This window comes from Parascardovia denticolens DSM 10105 = JCM 12538, assembly GCF_001042675.1.
Classification (GTDB): Bacteria; Actinomycetota; Actinomycetes; order Actinomycetales; family Bifidobacteriaceae; genus Scardovia; species Scardovia denticolens.
Genome location: NZ_AP012333.1, coordinates 732,482 through 750,268, shown reverse-complemented (window position 1 = coordinate 750,268; position 17,787 = coordinate 732,482). Strand labels below are relative to the sequence as shown.

Here is a 17,787-nt window from a genome sequence, read left to right as displayed (position 1 = left end):
CACATTCTGCAAGCACAAACGCCGGTAAGATCGCGCACAGGACTTCCCTAAGACCCGGTCAACGGTCAGACTCCACTGACTCCATAGCCCTAAATAGCCTTCAATCGTCTTCAATCGTCTTAATAGTTGGTGTTCCCGTAAGCTTGGGCGGTCAGGTCCTTCCGCCAGGTTTCAATGGTGTTCATGGTCCCCAGCAGGCGGATCTTCTCCTCGCCTTCAGGCAAGCGATTCATCTTGCGTTTCAACTGGGCTATTGCCCTCATGGCGTCAGCGTCCAGAATCCCTACGAGAAGCTGATGGGCGAACTTGACCTCGGCCTCCGTGGCTGGGGCCAGCTGCACCGGAGCCGGTCCTTGAGGACGACCAGAAGGTCCGGGACCAGTCGAGGACGCCGTCTGATCGGACCCGGCCGAAGTCCGGTTCTTCGCCGACAAAGGCAGAGGCAGGACCGCCAGTTCATTGATCACCCGGGTGAGGACGGGGCCGGCCGCCTTGGTCAGCTCATGGATCCATAGCCCTTGAGGTGTATCGGACTGCGGGAGTCCCCCGGCCACTTCCAAGGCGTCGAACATGCTGCGGAAAACGGGCGTGGTGAAACAGCGCCGGGTCAAGCGGGAGAAAAGCTCGGCGTTCATCGGGCCGGTCAAGGCCAGAGGCGATTGGATGAGGATGCCGAAAAACTGTTGTTCGGTGGAGAAGACCGTGTCATCGACCCGGTAATAGCCTTTGTCGATAGCTTTCTTCCTATTGGCCCATTCCTGGAAGAGGCGGCGATCCAAAGGCTGCGAATCCGAGGAACGGTCCGATTCGAATCCTCCCGGACCGCTGCCAGCCCCGCCCCCGTAGCCGAAAGAGTTTTCATAAGAGCCTGTCCCATAAGCGGACCGCCGCGGAACGTAGGCGTCAGCGGAGGCAATCCGCTGCCTCCTGCGTTCCGCCAAGACCTCCCGACGCAGGTCCCCCACGCTCACCCCAATCTGCCCGGCGTATTTGCGGGTGTAGGAATCCAACAAAGAGTCATCCCGGATTTTGGCTATGACCGGAGCAACCGCCTTCATGGCGCCGACCAGGCCGGTCGTGAATTGGGTGTCAAAGGAACGGATGGCCGCTTGGATGACGAAGTCGTAAAGCGGGACCCGATCATGGATGAGGTTGCGGACGGCTTCGTCCCCGTATTTGATGCGTAAATCGCAAGGGTCCAGATTCTCGCGGGCCACCGCCACGAAAGTCTGGGTCAGAAATGCGTCATCCAGGCCGAAAGCGTGCAAGGCCGCCTTCTGCCCGGCCGCATCCCCATCAAAGGTGAAGATGACCCCGGACCCATGGGTAGGCCCGACCAGCTGGACGGCGCCCAGGGAATCGTCGCGGATGAACCTGCGGACGATCTTGGCGTGCTCCTGGCCGAAAGCGGTGCCGCAAGTGGCCACGGCCACATCCACCCCAGCCAGATGACAGGCCATCACATCGGTGTAGCCTTCCACGATGACGATCTGCCTCTTTTTGACGATGTTGGGCTTGGCGATGTCGATCCCGTAAAGGACCTGGTTCTTATGGTAGAGGGCCGTATCCGGGGTGTTGATGTACTTGGCTTCGATCTTGTCGTCATCGTAAAGGCGGCGGGCCCCGAAACCGACCGTCCTGCCAGTGGAATCGCGGATGGGCCAGGTGGCCCGGCCTCGGAAATAATCATAGGCAGAATTGTTCTGCCCCCGACGGGCCACGCCCGCCTCCACCATCTCTTCCTGGGTGTAGCCCAAGGAGGACAGATGCCGGACCAAAGTGTCCCAGCCTTGTGGGGCGTAGCCGCAGCCGAATCGTTCGCAATCGCTTTGGGTGAAATTGCGGCCGCCCAGAAGTTTGCGGGCGGGGAGGGCATCATCGGTGGGCAGCTGGGAGGCGAAGAACTTCTGGGTCTGTTCGCAGACTTCGAGCAGCCGGGCACGGGTGGCCCCTTTGCGCTGACGGTCCGTCTTCCCCCGGCCCTGGTCCTCGTATTCCAGCTCGATATGGTAACGGTCGGCCAAAAGCTCCACGGCTTGGGCGAAATCGACGTTCTCCTTCTGCTCCACATAGCCGAAGACGTCCCCGCCCAGCCCGCAGCCGAAGCAGTGCCAGGTCCCCAGAGAGGGACGCACGTGGAAGGAGCCGGTCTTCTCGTCATGGAAGGGGCAGAGACCGACGAAGGAGCCAGCCCCGCTATTTTTCAGGGTGACATCAGCGCTGACGATATCGTACAGGTCGGCCGCCGCCCGAACCTGCTCCACGCTTTTCTTGCTGATATAGCCAGGCATGGCACTCCTTTCCGATTTGGCGATCAGGCCTGAGACGATTGCCCGGGCACCAAGTCAAGGAATTTTATTCTACCCCAGCCTCAACCTGAAAGACACGACGGTGAATGGGCCGACGGTAAGTAAGACAGCGATGAAAGACACGGCGGCCCGGGAAACTCAACTGAAGAAAAGCGAATGCAAGGTCAAGGCGGAACCATCAGTGAGACTGGCCACCTGGTCGATGGCCACCCGCAAGCGCTCCTCGTCGTTGGTGGCCTCCTCCCAGTCCTCGATGAAGGCGGGGTCCAAAGCGTCGCTCATGTGGGGGGAATCCTTCATGAACAAGTCCACCAAGTCCTCGATGATGGTCAGCTGCTCGTGGTGGAAGGCCTCATGCTCCCGGGGTTCCATGACGAAGTAGGCCGCGATCCCCTTCAAAGCGATGATTTCGTACTGGGTTTGTTCGGGGACGATCATGGAGGCGCTGTAGCGGGTCAGGTTCCCCTGGCCGTACTTTTCCCTGGTAGCCCTTTCGGCCGAAGCCGTGAACCGCCCGATCAGGCGGGAGGTGGTGTTCTTTAGCTGGGCCAGGGAGTGCCGGGTCCCGGTGAAATATTCGGGGAAGACCTTGTCTTTCTGCAGCCGTTCGATGGCCGCCAGGAGCCCCTCCCCATCCCAGGAGCTCCCGTACCAGTCCCTGGTCGCGGCCACGAACCCGTCCAGGACCTTCGCGTCCCTCATGGCCAGGGGGTCGAAGGAGGAGGCGACGATGGCGTCCTCCACATCATGCACGCTGTAGGCGATGTCATCGGACAGGTCCATGATTTGGCATTCCATGGGTTTGGCCCAAGGTCGGGCCCCGATCTTCAGCCAGTCGAAAGCCTCCCGGTCGTCGGGGTAGACGCAGAATTTGTTGCCCCGGGGGCCATCGGGATGTCTGGCCCCTTCCTCCTTGGTCCAAGGGTATTTGGTGGCGGCGTCCAAGGCCGTCCTGGTCAGGTTGACCCCGGCGCTGCGGCCGTCGGGGCGGAAGATCTTCGGCTCTAAACGGGTCAGGAGGCGGAAGGTCTGGGCGTTGCCTTCGAAACCTCCGATGGGCTCGGCGATCTCCGCCAGCTTTTTCTCCCCGTTATGGCCGAAAGGAGGATGCCCCAAATCGTGGCAGAGACAGGCGCAATCGACCACATCCGGGTCGCAGCCGACCATTTGGGCGATTTGCCGGCCGATCTGGGCGACCTCCAAGGTATGGGTGAGACGGGTACGGGCGAAATCATCGGTGCCGGCGACCAGGATCTGGGTCTTTGCCCCCAGCCTGCGCAAGGCCGATGAATGGACGATGCGGGCCCGGTCCCGTTCGAATTCGGTCCTTTTGCGCGACTTGGCCGCTTCAGGGGCCCACCGCTCCTCGTCAAAAGCCGAATACCCTTCAGACCGCAAGGACTTCTCGGCGTCGAATTCATCCAGATGACCTGCCATACCTTGAACTCTAAGGGGAAGGCTCGATTTTCCTTGGAATTTCAACTCTTTGGGAAATCAGATCACCGTGGTCGGGTCCAGCAGGCCCACGTCCTCCGCAGACAGGACGTTCTGGGCATGGAGGTAGAGACGGGGGATCCGGTTACGCAGGCAGGTGAAGATCTCATAGGATATGGTCCCGGCTGCCCGGGCCCAATCATCGGCGGTCGGCTCGGCGTAAGCCTCTCCCCGACCAGGTCCGAAAAGCTCCACCGTGTCGCCTTCGCTCACCCCCCAATCCTCGGCCGACCCATGCAGGTCCAGGATGCACTGATCCATGCAGACCCGACCGCTGACCCGGACCAGGCGAGGCCCCTGGTTGGTCATGATCCGGACGGGGCCGCCAGGATGATCCACCCCTAAGGCCCCGGCCCGGTTGAAACCGGAAGCGGAACGGGGGATCCCGTCGGCGTAGCCCAAAGGCAGATCAGCCGTGGAGGTCTCCCCTTCGGTCAGATAGGTGCGGCCATAAGAGATGGAATGGCCGGCCGGAAGGTTCTTGACCGTCCCCAGTTGAGCCTGTAAGGTCATGGCCGGCTTGAGGCCGTAATCCTCCCCGGTCCCCATGACCGGATCCGGCTCGTACCCGTAAAGCCCCACCCCGGGGCGGACCAGCTCGAAATAAATCTCCGGCCGGGTGAAAGTGGCGGCCGTATTTGCCAGATGCCGTATGGAAGGAGGAAGGCCGGCGACCTTCATGCGGTCGGTGAATTCGTTGAAGAGGGCTATCTGATCGTCGGTCGCCCGTCTGCTGGCCGGGTCCTCGGGGGCGTCGGCCACGGACAGGTGGCTCCATTGGCCGACCACTTCCAGCTGGCCGGCATCCACCCCCTGACGCAAGCGGGTCAAAGCCTGGTCAAACTCTTCCGGGGTGAAACCGTTCCTGCCGAAACCGGTGTCCACTTTCACATGCACCCGGGCCGGGCGACCGATCTTCTGGGCCCCGCGGACGATGGCGTCGATTCCAGCCAAGGAGCCGACCGCCAGGTCGATGTCTTGGGAAATCAGCCGATCGAAGGGGTCTTGCCGGCCGTTATAGAGCCAGGTGATGATCCGGGCCCGATCAGGGCCGACCCCTTTCTGGCGCAGGAGCAGGGCTTCGCGGGACTGGGCCGTCCCCAGCCAGGTGGCCCCTCCAGCCAAGGCGGCTAGGGCGGTCGGCAAGAGGCCATGCCCGTAGGCGTCGGCCTTGACCACTCCCAGAACGGCCGTGGAAGGGCTGACGGCATGGACCCGATCGACCATGGCCTTCATATTGTCCCTCAACGTGGCCAGATCCACCACCACCTGGGCCGGATACCGGCGCAAAGCCCGCCGATAGTTATCCTCAGCCTTTTGACTGGCGAAATCCCATTGCACTGCCGATAAAGTCATGCCACCCTCTTTTGCCTGCGGTCTGCCCCTGGTTGACCATTCAAATCTACCATTCGAAATCTACCATTCAGCGGCGGCGAGCAGCTGACGTGTATAAGCCTGCCGGGGATGTCCGATCACGTCCTCGGCCGTCCCCTCCTCGACCAAACGCCCTTGGCGCATGACCATTATCCGGTCGGCCAGCTGTTGGGCGATTCCCAGGTCATGAAGGACCAAGAGCAAGGACTTCCCTTCCTCTTTCAGACCCTGGAAGGCGCGGACCACGCTCAAACGGCCGCCCACGTCCACGGCGCTCACCGGCTCATCGGCGACGAAAAGCCGGGGATGACGAACCAGGGCCCGGGCCATGGCCACCCTTTGGGCCTGGCCGCCCGACAGGTCCTGGGGGAAACGGCCGAGAAAGTCCCGGGGGTCCAGAGATACCTGAGTCAAGGCTTGCAGCACCCGGGCCCGCACTTCCTCCTTCCCCATTCTTCGCTCCCCCCGGCGTTTGATCAGCAAGGGTTCGGAGACAATCGAGGCCACCGTCCACCGGGGGTTGAGGGAGGTGAAGGGGTTTTGGAAGACCAGACCGGTCTGCGCCTTCAGATCGGACGAAACCGCGGGTTGATCCAGACTCCGCCCTTCGAAGAAAACCTGACCCTGGTCGGCTTGGTCCAGCCCAAGTGCCAAGCGGAGGGTCGTCGACTTCCCTGAGCCGGACTCCCCGACCAAGGCCAAAGCCTGCCCGGGGAAAAGGCGGAAGGAGATCCTGTCAACAGCCGGCTGGGAAGAGCCAGCGTACCGTTTGCCGATTTCTTTCACTTCCAGGAGGGGACGGCCGGCCTCCTTCTCACCATTCCCGGCGTCCGCCTCTTTCACGGTACCCACGCCATTCCTGCCATTCACAGTATTCCCGTCATTCTCGGCGTCCGTTTTATTCATGCTCATGCGGCCCTCTCTCTGAGTCCTTGCGTAAAGACAAGGCTCGGGCGGATTCCACCAGGTGACGGGTGACGTCCTCCTGCGGATTCTCCAGGATCCCCTGGCAAGCCCCTTCCTCCACCAGACGCCCTTGGTCGATGACGTAACAGCGGTGGGCGATGCGGGACAGGAGGGCGAAATCATGGGTGACGAAAAGGAGGGAAGCCCGCAGTCGGGCCACTTCTCTGGTCAGCAGGTCCACGATCTCCCTTTGAGCGAGGGCGTCCAAGGCCGTGGTCGGCTCATCAGTCAGAATGAGCCGAGGCTCGTTGACCAGGGCTTCGGCGATGGCCACCCGCTGGGCCTGCCCCCCTGACAGCTGGCCAGGATAGCGGTCGGCCAAAGCGGGCGGAAGACCAACGGATTCCAAAGCCTGAGCTGCCTTGCGCTCCCTCTCGGCCGCCGTCAACCGTCGTCCGGAAGAGGCGTGCAGTTTCGTCGGCAGGAGGATGTTCCTTTCCACCGTCGCCACAGGATTGAGGGCGGTGATGGGGTTCTGGAAGACGGCTCCCAGATAGGTCCCCCGAAGGCGGGCCATCTTTTTGTCTGGCAAGGTCAGAAGATCGACCCCGTCCAGTTCGATCCGTCCGGAGGCGTGTGCCTGGAGAGGAAGGAGGCCCAGAATGGCCTTGATGATCATGGATTTGCCGGAGCCGGATGCCCCGATGAGCCCCACTCTTTCCTCCTGGTCGACCCGCAAGGAGATATGGCGGACGATTTCCACGGATCCCAGGGTGATGGTCAGGTCAGCGATCGAAAGAGCCATGGGTCACCTCCTGGCCGACGGCCTGCCTCAAAGCGGGGGAAGCCACGGGATCGCAAGCCTCCCGCAGGCAGTCCCCGAAGATGTTCACAGCGGCGACCACCAGGGTGACGGCCAGGCCGGACCAGACCACGGTCATGGGGTAGACGCTGATCAGTTGGGAGGAGGTCTGCAGGGAGTGGCCCCAGGACGGTATGTCCGCCGGGACCCCGATGCCCAGATAAGTCAGGCCGACTTCCGCCAGGATGGCGGTTCCGGCGCTGTGGGAGATCTGCACGGCCATGGTCGGCAGGATGGTCGGGAGGACATGTTTGCGGAACACCCCCCAATCCCCTTCCCCGGCCCAGCGAGAGGCCAGGGCGTAGTCCGACCGGGCGGCCAGGACGGCCTGGGGGCGGACGATCCTCATGAGATTGAAGGAGTACGCCAGGGAGCAGGCGATGATCACGATGGCCAAGGATTTTCCCAGGGGAACGGCCACCACCATGGCTATGACGATGGTGGGAATGGAGATGACCAGATCCAGGAGGACCCGGGAGAGAGCCGAGACCGCCGGCCGGGAGGAGACGGTCAAAGCCGTTCCCGCGCACCCCAGAAGGAAGGTGAAGGCGGCGACCAGGAAGACGATGACCAATTCGCTGACTCCCCCCCTCATCAGCCACGACAGGATGTCAGCCCCGGCCCCGTCAGTCCCCAGGGGATGGGCCCAGGAAGGGGCGGACAGGATATGGTCCCCCTCCTGGTGGAGGAGGTCATAGGGGGTCCAGACCAGGCTGATGAGGCAGACCACGATCCAGGAGATCAGGATGATCTGCGAGACGGTCCCGCTCGGTTTGGACCAGAGGGTGGAGATGATGGTTCTGGCCGCCGACGAAGTCCGGCCGGCTTTCGAAGTCTTGGAAGTCCTGCCGGAGAGGGCTGGGACGCTCTTCAAGTTCCTCATCTGGCCGCCTCCTGATGGTCTCCGGCCCCGAGCTTCAGCCGGGGGTCCACAAGGGAATGGGTCACGTCGACCAGAAACCCGACCAGGAAGAAAAGCAAAGCCAGTAGGAGGATTTCCGTCTGGGCGGCCAGGAGGTCCCGGTTCTGGATGTCCCGCATCAACATGCCGGACAGGCCCGGCAAGGCGAAAAGCTGTTCGACCACAAGGACCCCGGTGACCATGCCCGCGAAGGTGAGGCCGAAGACGGAAACCAGCTGGGGCAAGGCCAGACGCAGGCCGGTACGGGCCAAGGCCTGCCGCCGGGTCATCCCGGCCGCCATGCTCATGGCGATGGCGTCCGACTGGGCCAGGTCCAGCAGGGCGGACCGGGTGTAACGCATGATGGAGGCGGCGGTGAGGATCCCCACGCTCACCGCGGGCAGGATCAGGCTCGCCAAGGCCCGGCCAGGCGAAGCCCAGCCCTGGTCGGGGAAACCGGAGACGGGAAAGAGCCCGACCAGACCCACGCCCCGCCCGAAAAGAAGGATGAGCAGGAGCCCGGACCATAAGGCCGGGATGGACGCGGCCACGATGGCCGCCATCCGGTAGACCTCCTGTGCCAGGGGCTTGCGGGCGCCGGCCCCAGCCAACCCCAGAGGGACTCCGATCAGACCGGCGATGAGGAGGCTGAGGAGGATGAGGGGGAAAGTGACCTGCGAGCGTTGCCCGACCTGAGCGGCGACGGATTCCCCGGTCAAAACGGAGGTCCCCAGGTCCCCCCGAAAGATGCCGACCAACCAGGTCAGGTACTGGACAGGGTAAGGACGGTCCAGCCCCCAGTCCTGCCGCAGGCGGGCGACCTGCTCCTTGCTGGAGTTCATCCCCGCCGCCAGCAGGGCCTGATCACCCGGCAGGACCCTCAGTAGAGCGAAAAGCAGAAGAGAAAGGAGGAAGAGGGCCAGAAGGAAGAAAAGCACCCGTCGGCCCAATCCGCGCCACAGGAGCGCCCTGTTCGAACGTTTCGTTTCGCCTCTCCCCTCATGCCTGTCGCTGATAAGTCACGCGCCACAAAGGCATGTAGACCTGGTTGAGATCCGTGGGAAAACCATGGACCCCCTGCCTCCAGGCGGTGACCACCCGATAATTGAAGAGCCAGTCAGCGGCCGCGTCCTGGCTGACCAAACGGGCCGCCTGGGCCAGTCTGGAATCCCGTTCCGCGTCCGTGGTCGCAGCCAGGGCTTGGGAATAAAGCTTCTGGACCTGGGGATTATCGTATCCGTAATAGTAATCCGCCTGGGACCATTGGTGGAAGTCATGGCTTTCGTTGTGATCCACCAGGGAAAGGTCGTAATCGTGCTTCTGATAGACCTCGGCCAGCCAGGTGTTGAAGTCCACCCGGTTCACCGTCAGCTTGACCCCGATCTCGGCCAGCTGGGATTTGAGCTGGTCCGCGATCTCGGAAGGATAGATGTTGGCGTATTCCAGGCTGATGGTCAGAGGATGGTCCTTGTCATATCCGGCCTCTTTCATGAGCTGGACGGCTTTAGCCTGGTCGTGGGGGTAAAGGCCGGTCAGGTCTTCATAGCCAGGGTCAAACCGGGTGATGGGCCCGCCCAGGGCCAGGTCATAGCCACCCCTGGCCCGGATGATCGCCTGATGGTCGATTCCGAAGCGGATGGCCTGCCGCACCCGGCGGTCGGTGAACGGGGCCTTCTTGTTGTTGAAGGCGAGCACGTATTTGTCCGTGTCGTTGCCCACCTTCACCTGGAAACGGGAGTCCTTCTTCAGGGAGTCCGCCAGCCTGTCGGAGACGGGGGCCAGGACCTGCACCTGACCGGATTTGAGGGCGTTGAGGCCGGCGTTGGTGTCCGCATAGTAGCGGATGGTGATGGTGGTCAGGAAGGGGCGGTTCTTTCCCCAATACCGCGGATCGGCCGTGAGCGTGACCGCAGAGCCGGGTTTGTAAGAGGAGACCAGGTAAGGGCCGGATCCGACCGCTTCCGTCTTGGGCTGATAACGGGCCTGTTTGTCGAAGACCAGGCCGGCCCTGCCCGACAGCTGCCAGAGCAGTTCGGAGTAAGGGGCGGACAGGTTGATGACCACGGTGCGGGGGCCTGCGGCCTTGACGGAACGGAAGTTCCTGATCAGGGTCGATCCCTGGTATTTCCTCTCCATCATGGTCTGGATGGACCAGGCCACATCCGAAGCGTCCAGACGGTCCCCATTGGAAAAATGCATGTTCTCGTTCAAATGGAAGGTGTAGGTCTTGCCGTCCGCCGATTTCCCCCAATCTTTGGCCAATCCGGGGGCCACGGAGTTCCTGGACGTCCGCGAGACCAAACCTTCGTAAACGTTGCCGATGAGCAGCTGGTCCAAGGTGGATCCGGATTGGGTGCGGATGTCCAGATTGGTGGGGGCCAGCTGAAGGCCGATGGACAGGGAGGAGGAACTCTCGGTCCCGGATCTTTTCCGGCCGGCTTTGGATTGGTTGATGACGAAAGCGCAGACGCAGCCGAAGACGATGATGCAGACAAGGATGATCAGCGAAACCGTGACCCAAAGACTCTTGCCTTTTCTCCCCCCCTGATTCAGCAAATCCGAGACTTGATACGGGTCTGGTCCCTGGGATTCCCCGGACTTCTTCGGCCCCTCGGATTCGTCGAGCCCTTCGGGTTCGCCGGATCCTTCCGTCCCCTTGAAGGATCCCTGATCGTTCTCCCTGGCCCTTGGAGGCCTGTGCAAATCACGCATGATGAAACCATTCCGCCGCCACAGCAGCTTGTCCGTGGCGGGTCCCCGCTCGGACCGCTTCCGAGTCGTTGCCCGCCTTGGGATGTTGACAAGCCCATTTTACCGTTCATCGCTGACCGCTATCATGGAGATGGGAATCCTCCAGCGATGGAGCGGCAAAGGAGGGCATGATGCTTGACCTCAAACGAGTATGGGCCAGTCGGCCCCGGAAACATGGCAAAGGCCCCCAGAGGGATTTGACGACCCCCTGGGGCCGGGAGATACTGGACTCCCGTTCTTCAGGCAGGCTGGTCCCCCTCTTCCCCTCTTATCCTCGTCCGCAGCTGAAAAGAGGCGACCAGACCTGGCTCAACCTCAATGGCCCTTGGGACTTCGCCCAAGTCCCCCGGCCCGTCCGGACCGGTTCCTCCCGCCTGACCCAGGGCGATCAGCCCGATTGGGACAAGCTGACACCTCCTGCTGCCTGGGAAGAGACGATTCTGGTCCCCTTCTGCCCTGAGTCCCCCTTGTCGGGCATCCATCGGCCCGTCGAACCGGACGACTTGCTCTGGTACCACAAGGAAATCCCCCTGTCCGACCTGCCGACCGGCTCCCGCTACCTCCTCCATTTCCAGGCGGTGGATTACGCCTGCGCCTGCTATATCAACGGGAGGAAATCCGCCCAGCATGAAGGCGGCTATCTTCCTTTCTCCTGCCCGATTCCGGCGGAAGCCCTGAAAAAAGGGACCTTGAGCATAGACCTGTGCGCCTGGGACCCGACCGAAGCCGGCCCCCAGCCGAAAGGAAAACAAAGGTTGGAGGCCGAATCCATCTGGTATACGGCCACCAGCGGCGTCTGGCAGACCGTCTGGCTGGAAGCCCTGCCCGCCATCAGCCTGACGGACCTGGAGCTGGATCCGGACCTGGACGCCCAAGTCCTCCGCCTCCGCCTGACTGTGGCGAAACCGACCGCACCAGGAGGAAAAAACCAGGACCAGGCGGGCAGTCTGCGCCTGAACCTCATCCTGAAAGACCCCCAGGGCACCGTCCACGCCCAAACCGAGGTGACCGTCCATGGCGACCGGCTCGGCCTGGTCCTCCCCCTGGAGGATCCCCACCCCTGGTTCCCCGACGACCCTTTTCTCTACAGCCTGACCATAGGCCTCCTTCTGGGAGGTGAAACCGTGGACCAGGTGGAGTCTTACTGCGCCTTCCGCACGGTCGGCATAGAAAAGGATGAGGCCGGCCTCCCCCGGTTCTGCCTGAATCATCGGCCTTTCTTCCTGAAAGGCCTGCTGGACCAGGGATACTGGCCTGACGGCCTCCTGACCGCCCCCGGCGAAGAAGCCCTGATCAGCGATATCCAAACCATGAAGTCCCTGGGATTCACCATGCTTCGCATGCATATAAAGGTGGAGAGCGAACGCTGGTACTATCTCTGCGACAAGCTGGGGATGCTGGTCTGGCAAGACATGGTCTCCGGCGGGGACGAGCCTTACTGCCCCTGGCCCAGCAACCAGCGGCCCACCCTCTTCAGCTGGTCCTGGAGTCACGTCAGCGACCGGGGCAGACGCAGGCAGGCCCGGCTGGGAGGGGCCGACCCCCGATTCCAGGATGAATGGCTTGGGCAATGCCGGGACACGGTGCGGACCCTGCGCAACCATCCTTCGATCGTCACCTGGGTTCTTTTCAACGAAGGGTGGGGGCAGTTCGACGCGCGCCGCGCCGCCCGGATGGTCCGCGGTCTGGACCGGACCCGGCCCATCGATGCGACCAGCGGCTGGTATGACCAATCCTGCGGGGATTACTTCAGCCTGCACAACTATTTCCGTGATCTGGACTTCCTCCCCGCTTTCATCCGCAGGGACATCCGCAAAAGCATCCGCAGGGGCACCCGTAAAACCACCTGCGGAAAAGGGAGGCGGAAGCGGGGAACGGGAGACGGCAGGGCCATCATCCTGTCGGAATTCGGAGGACTGACCCTGCCTGTGGAAGGCCACACCATGTATGGATCCGTCTATGGCTACCATTCCTTCCCCGACCCGCAGGCCTGGCGGGAAGGACTGACCAGGATGCTGGCGGCCGCGGGCGCCTTGGAATCCAAAGGTTTCAGCGGCTACATCTATACGCAGGTATCGGACGTGGAAGAAGAGACCAACGGGATCCTCACCTACGACCGCAGGGTCAATAAGCTCGGTGTTCCTCCCGGCGATTCCCCAGGCGGCCCCCTCGGCGTGGCGCAGCCACCACGGGTCCACTGAATGGTATATAGTTTTCATCTGTTGCGGTAATGAGCCCCATGAGACCTTGGTCGGTCACATGATGGAAATTACCTGCGCATGGTGGCTGTAGCTCAGTTGGTAGAGCACCTGATTGTGGTTCAGGAGGTCGCGCGTTCGAGCCGCGTCAGCCACCCCATATGATGAAACCCTTGGAACCACGAAGATTCCAAGGGTTCCCCCAACGCCACCGACGACCACCGGGACATGCCCGGGCATGACACACGTGGTACACAAGTCGACGACCCTACTTCAACCGGGAAGCCTGCCTCGCCAAAGTCGAGATGTTCCAACGGTACAATCCCGGCTCATCCGTCCTACGCACGTCGACCCGGCCTCGAGTTCTCCACATCCGGGTCTTCGCCACGGGCACCCGCACGCCGACCAGCCCGGAAGCGAACCCAGCCGCCGCACTATCCGAACCCGTATACCACATGTCCAACCAACGGGAATGAGACTTCGCACCCCCTATGAGAACTCACCGAGAAGAGTTCATCACGACCGCCACCGGGATGAGGACCAGAACCAGCAGGATGATGGCGGCGCCACGGACGATGCGCCAGAATTCATCAAGCGAATCCATGCGCTTCCACATCCCGTGAAGGCAGAGCCAACAGATGGTCATCCCGATGACGGCCATAAGCAGGAAAAGGGGGGACGTCGCTGCCGCCACTGACGCCACGTAATACACTGCCGTCACGTAATACACTGCCGCCACGTAACGCAGGAAGATGGATAAGATGAGTAAGACCCCTCCTATCGCGCCGACCAGCATAAGGTTGGCCCCCGCCTGGTAAGACTTCACCAAAGGATCGGGGGAAGCCGATGACTTCATCGATACCCTCGCGTAATGCAAGGCGAATCCTTCCCCAATGCCAGCCACTATCCATATGATGGCTATCATGATCCCCACCACATAGCCGACGTACAGGACGACCGCGAAAGACCCTTCCCCTCCATCCAAGAAAGACGGGAAGCGGAAGGCCAGAAAGGCATAGAGGACCAGGGTGACGACGAAAAGACCTTCAACCAGAAAAGGGACCTGCCACCAGGTCATCTTCTTCAAAATATCATAAGAAGGAAGGCTGCTCCCGGACTCGTCCCTTACGGGATTGGTCTGCGGGTGGCCAGCCGCGTAATCTGTTTCCGCATAAGCGGCTTCCCCCGCGATCTTTTCACCCTCCATCTCTTCGATTTCCTTCATTCCTTCCTGGCTCTCGTCCATACTCAGGATCCTTTCCGCCTTTTTCGCAGCCCCGTATCTTAACTGCATCTCTTTTGTTTCTTTCCACTCTTTATACTCTCCCCTTACGAGCTTCTCCTGAAAACTTCCCTGCCAGCTTTCCCTGGCGACCTTCCTTGGCAACTTTCCTGCCCGTCCAAGGGAAGCCTGATTACCGAAGAACAGTCCGGCTTTGCGGGCGATCATCCGATAGCTCAGTACTGACGCCGGAAATCGACCAAGTTACGGCGGAGACCATGCCCAGCCTGCAGACTGGCCCAGTTCTCCAGGAAAATGGCCACGGTCCGCCTGTTGTAGTCCTCGGCTAAACCGGCCGTATGCGGGGTGATGATCAGATTCCTGGTCCCCCACAGAGGGCTGACGGCAGGCAGGGGCTCTTCCTCGAAGACGTCCAATGCCGCCCCGGCCAATCTCCCCTCTTCCAAGGCGAGCCGCAAGGCCTCAGTATCCGTGGTCTTCCCCCGACCGACGTTGACGTAATAAGCGGAGGCCTTCATCCATCCGAGGAAGCCCTCATCCGCCAAATGATAGGTCTCTTGGGTCAAAGGCAGGGCGTTGACCACGAAATCGGCTGAGGCCACCGCCGCTTGGAGGGAGTCCGCATCCTGGATGGATATGGTCCGCTCGAACGGGGGCTGGGGATGTCCGGACCAATTGGCTCCCACCACCCGCATGCCGAGAGCGAGGCAATAACTGGCCAGAGTCCGCCCGATATGACCGGTGCCCAAAATAAGCAGGGTCTTCCCGGTCGCTTCCCCGTAGCCATGCAGGGTAATCCATTCTTTGCGCGCTTGGGCCTGGGCCAATTGGGGCAGGCAGCGGGTCCAGGACAGCAGGCAGGCCAAGGTCTGTTGGGCGATGGAGGGAGCGTTAGCCCCACTGGAGGTGGTGACCACTATGTCCAGCTCCTTCAGAAGGTCCAGAGGCAGGTAGTCAACCCCGGCCGACCAGGTCTGGATCCATTTTAGGGGCGGGTTTCCCGGTCCGACCTTTCCTTGCTCGCCAGCCGTTCCTTGCTCGTCGGCTTTCCCCTGCCTGGCTTTCCCCTGCGCGGCCTTTCCTTGCTCATCCGTCCTCCCTTGTCTCAAGACCCGCTCCACGAGAGGCGACCAACCGAAGATGATATCGGCTTGGGAGACGGCCTCCTCCTGCGACTCTCCCCGGCCCTCCTTGTGGTTCTCTCTCCGATCCTTCCGCCCGCCGCCGTCGCCCAGATAGCGGAAATCCAGATCGGGAATGGCCCGGCGCAAGTCTTGCAGAAGGGCCGGTTTCAAAGAAACGAAACTAACGATAGTGGTCATGCTTTCATTTTAGCCAGTGTCCGGCACGGCCGACGAGGGCTCACGAGAACGGGAAGCGGACGGAAACGACCAGAGACTGAGAAGACCCGGCCCCCAGCACCGGCCCCGATGGCACAATGGGATTATGACAGACTTCGACACGTTCGATACGACCGACCGGAATCGCCGCTACGGATTGCCGGACCCCTTCCTCCTCCCCCCTACCCCCTCTCAGGATGGTCAGACGGACCCATACCCGACTTCCGAGCGTGCGGTCACGGCCATGCTCCTCGGGTCGGGGGAGCTGGGCAAGGAGATCGCCATCGAGCTCATCCGCCTGGGGGTCGTCGTCATCGCCGTCGACTCCTACTCCCCAGCCCCCGCCATGCAGGTGGCCCAGGGGTCGGCCGTGATCGACATGTCCGACTCCCATCAACTGCAGGCCTTGATCGATCGTATCCGGCCGGACATCATCATCCCCGAAGTCGAAGCCATAGCCACTGACGTCCTCAGCTCGGCCGCCAGGGAGGGGATTCAGGTGGTCCCTTCGGCCTCCATAGCGCAAACCTGCATGGACCGGCAGGCCTTGCGGGTCCTGGCCCATGAGATTCTGGACCTGCCCACCACCCCTTACCGCTTCGCCGATAGTCCGAAAGAGCTCCAGGAAGGGGCCCGGCAGGTGGGTTTCCCTTGCGTCGTCAAACCAATCATGAGCTCGTCCGGCCACGGGCAGACCGTCGTCCGATCGGAGCAAGAGCTGCCTCAAGCCTGGGAGAACGCACAGGAAGGCCGGCGAGCGGCCCGCGAAGGGCAGGTCTCCCGGGTGATCGTGGAAGCCTTGGTCCCTCTGGATTATGAGCTCACCATCCTGACCGTCGCCTCGTCTGCCGGAGTCGTCACTTGCGCTCCGATCGGCCATGTTCAAAAAGACGGTGATTACCGCGAATCCTGGCAGCCTGCCCAGGTGCCCGACCAGGTCCTGGTTCAAGGCCAGACGATCGCCAAGACCATGGTAGGCGGGCTGGTGAAAGAGGCCGCGAAGACCGGCGAGCGCGGTTGGGGTCTTTACGGGGTGGAGCTTTTCGTTTTGACCGACGGGCGGGTGCTTTTCAATGAGGTCTCCCCTCGCCCGCACGATACGGGCATGGTCACCATGATCTCCCAGCGGTTGAGCGAATTCGCCTTGCATGCCCGGGCCGTTTTGGGGGTCCCCATCCCGGAAGAAGCCTTGCGGCTCCTCCATCCTTGCCAGGCTGCGGCCAGCCGGGCCATAGTCGTCAACGGGGAAGGGCATGCGGCTTTCTCCCATCTTCCTCAGGCCCTGAGTCTGCCAGACAGTGATCTGCGGATCTTCGGCAAGCCGGAGGTCCATGGCCACCGCCGGATGGGAGTGGCCCTGGCCTTTGCGGACACGGTCGAGCAGGCCCGGCGGAAAACGGAGGAACTGATGGGTCGTTTGGAAATCACTCTTTCCCCAGCAAGCCAACAGCCCGACGACAAACAATAAACAGATCGCAGGCAGGGACTCTCCATCCCTTTGACCAGGGTCCGTATGATGAGACCCCGCCCCTTTCCGCCTCTGCCCGTGTAGTCCATTTCGAGTAGATTGGAGACTGCTGGGCGGGCCTGATCTGCTTGCTTTCATGCCATCATCCACAAGAAAGGCGATTCGTCATCATGCAGAAATTGACGCAGCTCTACATGGGCAAAGCCAAGAAAATGTACGCGACCGACAACCCCGAGGTTCTCTGGGTCGAGTACATGAACCAGGCCACTGCGGGCAACGGGGCCAAGAAGGCCCAGATCGAAGGCAAAGGGCGTCTGAACAACCAGATCACGACCGTCATCTTTCAAGAGCTCGCGTACCGCGGTATCGCGAGCCATTTTATTTCCCGGATCAGCGAGACCGAACAACTGGTCCGCAAGATGGATATGTATCCTTTGGAAATCATCATGCGCAACGTGGCCGCAGGCTCCTTCTCCCAGCGTTACGGAGTGGAGGAAGGCACCCTCCTCAAGCGTCCGACTTTGGAGCTCTGCCTCAAGGATGACGCTTTGGGCGACCCCTTCATCAACGATGACGACATCCAGGGTCTGGGCCTGGCCACCGCCGACGAGCTGGAAATCATCGCCGCCAAGGCCCGCGAGATCAATCACGCTTTGACCGCCATCTTCAACGACATCGACGTCACTTTGGTGGACTTCAAGGTGGAGATGGGCAAGACCAGCGATGACACCATCCTCCTGGCCGATGAGATCACCCCCGACACCTGCCGCCTCTGGGACAAGTCCAAGACGGGCGAAGGCCACGTGGAGCATCTGGACAAGGATCTTTTCCGCCGCGATTTGGGCGACATCATTCCCGCCTATGAAGATATCCTGGACCGACTGACCAAGCTTCACCAGTCCCACCCCCTCAACCAGGTCGACTAGGAAGGATCAAGGGAT

General features: G+C 61.7%; 13 protein-coding genes and 1 tRNA gene. 4 read left to right on the top strand and 10 right to left on the bottom strand.

The window, feature by feature from the left end; translation table 11 throughout:
* Positions 1-119: 119 nt before the first annotated feature.
* From dnaG to PSDT_RS03150, 8 genes are all read right to left on the bottom strand, one after another.
* Positions 120-2,291: a DNA primase gene (gene dnaG / locus PSDT_RS03185; protein ID WP_006289405.1), complete on the bottom strand. Its 2,172-nt coding sequence runs from the start codon at positions 2,289-2,291 to the stop codon at positions 120-122.
* Between the two features lie 156 nt (positions 2,292-2,447).
* Entirely contained in the window at positions 2,448-3,746 is a 1,299-nt protein-coding gene (locus PSDT_RS03180; protein ID WP_006289406.1) for a deoxyguanosinetriphosphate triphosphohydrolase, read from the bottom strand.
* Between the two features lie 57 nt (positions 3,747-3,803).
* Positions 3,804-5,159, bottom strand: a complete 1,356-nt coding sequence (gene alr / locus PSDT_RS03175; RefSeq protein WP_006289407.1) for an alanine racemase — start codon at positions 5,157-5,159, stop codon at positions 3,804-3,806.
* 60 nt (positions 5,160-5,219) lie between these two features.
* Positions 5,220-6,089 carry an ABC transporter ATP-binding protein gene (locus PSDT_RS03170; RefSeq protein WP_006290500.1) on the bottom strand — a complete coding sequence of 290 codons (870 nt, stop codon included), beginning with the start codon at positions 6,087-6,089 and terminating at the stop codon, positions 5,220-5,222.
* Positions 6,076-6,888 carry an ATP-binding cassette domain-containing protein gene (locus tag PSDT_RS03165; RefSeq protein WP_006289409.1) on the bottom strand — a complete coding sequence of 271 codons (813 nt, stop codon included), beginning with the start codon at positions 6,886-6,888 and terminating at the stop codon, positions 6,076-6,078. Before PSDT_RS03165 ends, PSDT_RS03170 begins: the two co-directional genes overlap by 14 nt.
* Positions 6,869-7,828 (bottom strand): ABC transporter permease, encoded by a 960-nt coding sequence (locus tag PSDT_RS03160; protein WP_006289410.1) that lies wholly within the window; start codon positions 7,826-7,828, stop codon positions 6,869-6,871. Before PSDT_RS03160 ends, PSDT_RS03165 begins: the two co-directional genes overlap by 20 nt.
* Complete coding sequence (locus tag PSDT_RS03155) at positions 7,825-8,808, bottom strand: ABC transporter permease (protein WP_263053135.1); 984 nt, start codon at positions 8,806-8,808, stop codon at positions 7,825-7,827. The genes PSDT_RS03160 and PSDT_RS03155 overlap by 4 nt, the downstream gene beginning before the upstream one ends.
* A 37-nt stretch (positions 8,809-8,845) precedes the next feature.
* Positions 8,846-10,558 carry an ABC transporter substrate-binding protein gene (locus PSDT_RS03150; RefSeq protein WP_006289412.1) on the bottom strand — a complete coding sequence of 571 codons (1,713 nt, stop codon included), beginning with the start codon at positions 10,556-10,558 and terminating at the stop codon, positions 8,846-8,848.
* 167 nt (positions 10,559-10,725) lie between these two features.
* Here PSDT_RS03150 and PSDT_RS03145 point away from each other — a divergent pair, with 167 nt between their 5' ends.
* Positions 10,726-12,798, top strand: a complete 2,073-nt coding sequence (locus tag PSDT_RS03145) for a glycoside hydrolase family 2 protein (protein WP_006289413.1) — start codon at positions 10,726-10,728, stop codon at positions 12,796-12,798.
* Positions 12,799-12,879: 81 nt separating this feature from the next.
* Positions 12,880-12,955: transfer RNA gene (locus PSDT_RS03140), tRNA-His, on the top strand.
* Positions 12,956-13,294: 339 nt separating this feature from the next.
* Here PSDT_RS03140 and PSDT_RS03135 read toward each other — a convergent pair.
* A complete protein-coding gene (locus tag PSDT_RS03135) occupies positions 13,295-14,041 on the bottom strand; it encodes a hypothetical protein (protein WP_006291560.1) in 747 nt (248 codons plus the stop codon).
* 212 nt (positions 14,042-14,253) lie between these two features.
* On the bottom strand, positions 14,254-15,360 hold the full coding sequence (locus PSDT_RS03130; protein WP_006290509.1) for a D-2-hydroxyacid dehydrogenase: 1,107 nt from the start codon (positions 15,358-15,360) through the stop codon (positions 14,254-14,256).
* A gap of 124 nt (positions 15,361-15,484) precedes the next feature.
* Here PSDT_RS03130 and purT point away from each other — a divergent pair, with 124 nt between their 5' ends.
* Together purT and purC are read left to right on the top strand one after the other, a co-directional pair.
* Positions 15,485-16,846 carry a formate-dependent phosphoribosylglycinamide formyltransferase gene (purT, locus tag PSDT_RS03125; RefSeq protein WP_006289416.1) on the top strand — a complete coding sequence of 454 codons (1,362 nt, stop codon included), beginning with the start codon at positions 15,485-15,487 and terminating at the stop codon, positions 16,844-16,846.
* A 170-nt stretch (positions 16,847-17,016) separates the two neighbouring features.
* On the top strand, positions 17,017-17,772 hold the full coding sequence (gene purC, locus PSDT_RS03120) for a phosphoribosylaminoimidazolesuccinocarboxamide synthase (RefSeq protein ID WP_006289417.1): 756 nt from the start codon (positions 17,017-17,019) through the stop codon (positions 17,770-17,772).
* Positions 17,773-17,787 lie beyond the last annotated feature (15 nt).